The sequence below is a fragment of the Candidatus Jidaibacter acanthamoeba genome (assembly GCF_000815465.1).
GTDB classification, from domain to species: Bacteria; Pseudomonadota; Alphaproteobacteria; order Rickettsiales; family Midichloriaceae; genus Jidaibacter; species Jidaibacter acanthamoebae.
The window spans coordinates 1-5300 of the sequence record NZ_JSWE01000030.1 but is presented as its reverse complement, the minus strand read 5'-3'; the positions used below and the strand labels follow the sequence as shown (position 1 = coordinate 5300).

At 32.3% G+C, this 5300-nt stretch carries 2 protein-coding genes and 1 pseudogene; 1 reads left to right on the top strand and 2 read right to left on the bottom strand.

Going from position 1 to position 5300, the window contains the following annotated elements:
* Positions 1-47: 47 nt before the first annotated feature.
* A pseudogene (locus NF27_RS00420) lies at positions 48-1284 on the bottom strand (IS256 family transposase).
* A gap of 661 nt (positions 1285-1945) precedes the next feature.
* Positions 1946-4675 (bottom strand): ankyrin repeat domain-containing protein, encoded by a 2730-nt coding sequence (locus tag NF27_RS00415; protein WP_039454620.1) that lies wholly within the window; start codon positions 4673-4675, stop codon positions 1946-1948.
* A gap of 356 nt (positions 4676-5031) precedes the next feature.
* Here NF27_RS00415 and NF27_RS00410 point away from each other — a divergent pair.
* The coding region (locus NF27_RS00410; RefSeq protein WP_039454618.1) for a ribonuclease III family protein at positions 5032-5300 on the top strand (269 nt) is incomplete at its 3' end.

Here is a 5300-nt window from a genome sequence, read left to right as displayed (position 1 = left end):
AGGGAATATTCACTGAAATGTGTCATAATTTAGTTACCTGGAAAATTTTATTCTATCAGGGAAATAAATATAAAATAAATATATAATTGCGAAATGGTCAAAGCCCAATTTTGTATTAGCAGGTTCCATTTAGCGGTAATATTTTTAATAGCGCAGAAAATGAGCTTGAACAATGCATTTTCACTAGCAAAAGCACCCTTGGTTTTGGTGCATTTCCTGATTCCTCGATGAAAGCCCTTAATAGGATTTGTGGTGTAAATAAGCTTCCTTATTTGGGCAGAATACTTAAAATAAGTGGATAAATTATACCAATTATTTTGCCAAGATTTAATTACTATGGGATACTTCCCCATTTTTCTTCCAGCCTTAGCAGGTTATATTCTGCTACATCCTTAGTCTCAGCCTGGTATACACACTTCAAGTCAACCATAAATTCTTTTTGATTCTTACTTGCAACATGCTTTAAGGAGTTGCAGATTTGGTGAATGACACAAAGTTGAACTTCCGTATCAGGGAAGGCTGTATTGATCACTTCAGGGAATCCTTTTAATCCGTCTATACAAGCTATAAGTATATCTTCTACTCCTCTTGCTTTCAGGTCATTAAGTATACCTAACCAAAAATGCGCACTCTCGGATTCACATGCATAAAACCCTAAAATATCTTTTCTTCCATAGTTGTCTATTCCTATTATGTTGTATACCACTTTAGGCATTACTTTATTATCCTGCTTAACTTTAAAGTACGTCGCATCTAAGAATACTACCGTATACAAAGGCTCAAGCAACCTGCTTCTCCACTCGATAAGCATAGGAACAAGCTTATCGGTAACCGCAGATATCGAAGCAACAGATACCTCAATTCCGTACATCTCATGTAAAGGTTGCACTATACCATCATAGCTTGTTCCTAATCCGTACATCGCTAATATCTTATTGTCTAACTCTTCAGTTAATGTAGTGTCTCTTCTTTATTATTTGTGGTTCAAAACTACTATTGCGGTCTCTCTCGGTACCTCAAGTAAGAAGCTTACTCCTCCGGTTCTGACCTGTTTCCTAGATATTCCGTTACGTCGATTATTCCCTTCTTCAAGGCTATCCTCGTTTAAATGCGCCTCCATTTCCCCCTTCAAAGAAATCTCTGTTAAATCCTTTATCAGCTTGGTCAGTAACCCTCTCCCTCACCAAGTAGAGGCTTACCCATATACAGCCCTTTGATTATTTCTCCCAATGCTTCATTTTGTAATGATGGCAGTGAGCTTACTTTCTCGGCTATCTTACTCATTTCATCATTTATGACAATATTCGTCTGCTCTTTCATGGCAAAGTCTCCTTTATTTTTAGAAGTAACTAATTTTTATCTTATTTACTTACTTCTTTATTTTCTTTTCGATTACTTCTTATCTCTAAAAAATTATCTAATCTCTTCTTTGACACATTTCCTTGAACATCCTCGGCAACTTTATCACTTACATAAGAGCTCAGCTATAAATATTAAATACTTTATTGAGAGGCAATTTAACTTACCTATTCCTTCATACCATATCTAAAGCGCTTTATAAATTCGGGTGCTTACAAACATTCCTTCTCTAGTTCTCGCAACACAGCCAATTTAAGCTTTGATATGTCGACTCCAACTATTATAACACTCATACAATCCTCTTCTTTAAAGGGTTATTTTTGGTACGAGCTATCCTTGTAAATACTGAATCACCACATGAGGTTCTCTAAGATACTGCCCAGCTTCATAACCTGTGGGAAAAGGGGACATGTCTCAGATACAGGCTTTGTGCCCTAGGTTTACGGCAGACTCACCTTTTCCCCCTGCTAACTAGAAGCTTACCAATTAGTAGGTTTACTTTCAACATACAAGGTTTACGCTTAGAGCCCCTAATACTTCAAATGGAATATGAAGCGTATCATGCGCCCGCTGATTAAAATATTTCCTATGCTCTATAAGCTTCCAAATTTTTTCTATCTAAGATTCTCTCTACAAAGCTAGTTGGCCTAGCTAACGGCTCAATATTATTATCAGCATCAATAATATTTTTACCAATATCCTGGTTAGGAACTTTTTCTATAGCAATTCTTAAGCCTGGTGAACTTACTTTTTTAACTGAGTCATGATTTTCAATACTATCAAATATAATAAGTTTTTTACCATCTTCATTTTCATAGATACGGGAAGTAAACAACCTTATATCTTCGCTGATTTTTAGCTCAATTCCGCCATCAATAAACTTTATCCCATTTTGGCCAGTTTTTCTGAAACATATTCCTTTTTCTAATGCGTTATAGCAGCGTTGCAAAGTTATATTATCTAGTTTATTACCTACTTTTGCGTTAATCAAAGCATAGTAGTCACTAAATAAATTAGAGGATATATGCTTTATATCTTCCCGACCTTCATTATAAGTGGTAGAAGCTATATGCCATGATGTTAGAGGTTTAGCCTCTTTCTTAATAGCATTAATTGCATTTACGAGTACTTGTTTTTTCTGTCTTTGAAAGTAAGCATGTATTTTTATTGGGTCGAAATCTTCAGCTTTAACAATCTCTTGCTCTGTGTTTTCAAGTTTCTCTTCCTCCTCCTCTTTCTCTTTCTTAATCTCTTCTGCTTTTGTCTTTATGAGATCTTCACTTTCAGCAATATATGAGATGGTATTTTGGTCTATTTCATTAAGAACTTGATTTGCTTGTTCGGCTTTCCCTGTAAATGATAGGATTAATGTTTTATAGAAAATAGCCTGTTCATTTGATGGATCGATTTTTAAAATTCTTTCTAAATAGACTTGTGCAAGCTCGTATTTTTGTGAATCTTCTTGTTCAATAATCAAGCAGGTTAAGTTAAGGTATAGATTGAAAAGTAAATGACTATTAAGAGCTTTATTATTTAATATAGAAAGTTGATTAATTAACTGAATAGCTTGATCAGTGTTATTAATATTAATATATATAAGGGCTTCTACAATTATAATTAGGGTACTATTTTGGTACTCATAAGGCGAAGTTTTTTTAAAGCTTTCTAAAAAGTTTAATCCTTCTTCTTCGCATTTATATTCTAAAGTATTGCATAGGAATTGGAAAACTTCGCCTGCACTTGTGTATACTTGTGCATTTAATCTTTCAGATTCTTTCATCTTTAAGAATGCTAACTTATTGTCACCTAAAGTATGGTAACATTTCGATTCAATGGCTAGTGCAAACTCATATATATCTTGATTATTTTGGTACTTTTCAGCATTAATTCGTTCTAAAGCTAGTTTTGCTTTTATATCACCTTTTAAAAATTTGATATAAATTATATAAAGCTCAGTATATGGAAGATTAGATGCTTTTATTACTTTTAGAGCTTTATCATATTCTTCTCTTATCGTTAAGCAACTAATATAAGCATTAAAAATTTTGAAGCTATTTTTATTATAAGAGTATGCTAACTTATAGTTTTTATAAGAACTATTTTCATTAAGCATATAGTAATGCGATATTCCTAGCCCATAATAAACTTCTCCAAGTAAATTCTTTTCATCACTAGGTGAGTAATATTTGATGGCTAGCTGGTAAGCTTGGATTGCCTCCTCAGAAAACCCAAATATTTGATTTAATTTTGCTAGTTCATAATATAATACACTTAATGAAAGCTGTTTAACTTGTTTTGTTTTTATATAGTTTATTAGCTCAGTTGCGCCATTAATAAGTGGTTTGATTTTATCAAATTCTCCTATATTTTTTAACTTATGGCCTATGTTTAGGTAACTTGTTATAAAAAATTCTGCTGGTAAATTCTTATGCTTAGTAAGTAAGCTTTTTAGATAATTTGTTACAAGCTTAGGGTTAAAAGAATTTATAACAGTATAGCCATATACTAAAGCAAGGTAAGTTGGTTCGCTTATCGAAATTTCTTGACCGTTATTTATAGCTTTCTCAATCTGTCTAATTGCTGTTTGAAGCTTCTTATGTGATGGAGTGTTGCTAAAAATTATTTCAAAATATGCAGATTGTGCTTCAGCTACCTCGAATATTCCTTGTGGTTCCTTGGATGTATCAGTGCATTTTATAAGAAGCGTTTCTCCATTCCTTGCCATATTAAAGAGCTGAAAGCAATTTAACCCATAAACTGTTATTTTATTATCTGCTCCTAGCCTCAAAAGCTCTATCATTGCAACGTAACTTGCTGCATGTGCAGCGCTAATTAGTGGACTATGCTTCATATTGTTTGGAGCATTTAAATTAGCCCCTCTATTTACTAGGTAAGAAATTAATTCTTTATTATCATTCATTGCAGCAAAATGAAGGCAAGTGGATCCTGATGGTGCTTGAGAGTTCGGGTTAAACCCAATATCTAATAAATATTTAACAATATTAGTAGCATTATTTTTAGCAGCTTTTAGCATTAAGTTAATATTGTCTGAATCAACAATTTCTCTAAAGTCGTATTCACACTCTTCAATTAAAAATTTAATTACATGTAGTTTATTATCATCTTGTGCTATAGCCAAGGCAGCATTATCAAATAATTCCTCAGCAGATATTGGTTTTATTGTATCTTGCCAGGAAGGGAGGGATTTTATTATATCTATCCTTCCAGCTTTTAATAAAATAAAAAATATCTCTTTTATTTGTATATTATCGCTGAGAATTTCTTTCTTAAGGCAGTCTATATATTTTTCAAACATCTTGCTTTATAGGTTTTAGTTTTTAAATTGTATAATTGCTCTTCACACTAGGTGGCGAATTGAATTGCATATTTATTATTTCCTTAGAAAGAAGACTGATATCAAAATATTAAGTAGTGCAAAAGTTATGTTATGTTAAGTTACGATAAAGAAAGTTTACAACTTTATTATCTTTTATATATACATGAAAAGAAAAAACCCTGGATACAAGGTGTATTAGGTTGGTATTGTCAAGTTGTTGGATAGAGGCGAGGTAGTTTGCTTATTATCCAATAAATAATTTTATAAAATAATTAATATGTATTATTTATTAAAGCTAGATTAATTAAATTTAATTTTAGCAAGGTGTAATAATTATGAAAGCGACCAGAAATACCAGTGATTTTATAGGGCCTGAAAAGTATAGCATCTTGGAAAGAGAGCTAAAATATAAATTTAAAGATAAAGCTTTGTTAATAGAGGCATTAACAAAAACAGTAGCAAATAGTACAAAGTCGTCCCAACAGCAGCATCAAAAAACTAATGAGCGTTTAGAGTTTTTAGGAGATAGAGCATTAGAGCTTGCAGTAACAAGTATAGTGCTTGAACAAAACCCTAAAAGTAAAAAAGGGGAGTTAAATAATAG

Excerpts from the sequence above, each read along its gene's own strand:
- NF27_RS00415 (WP_039454620.1), bottom strand. The coding sequence starts at position 4,675 with ATGTTTGAAAAATATATAGACTGCCTTAAGAAAGAAATTCTCAGCGAT.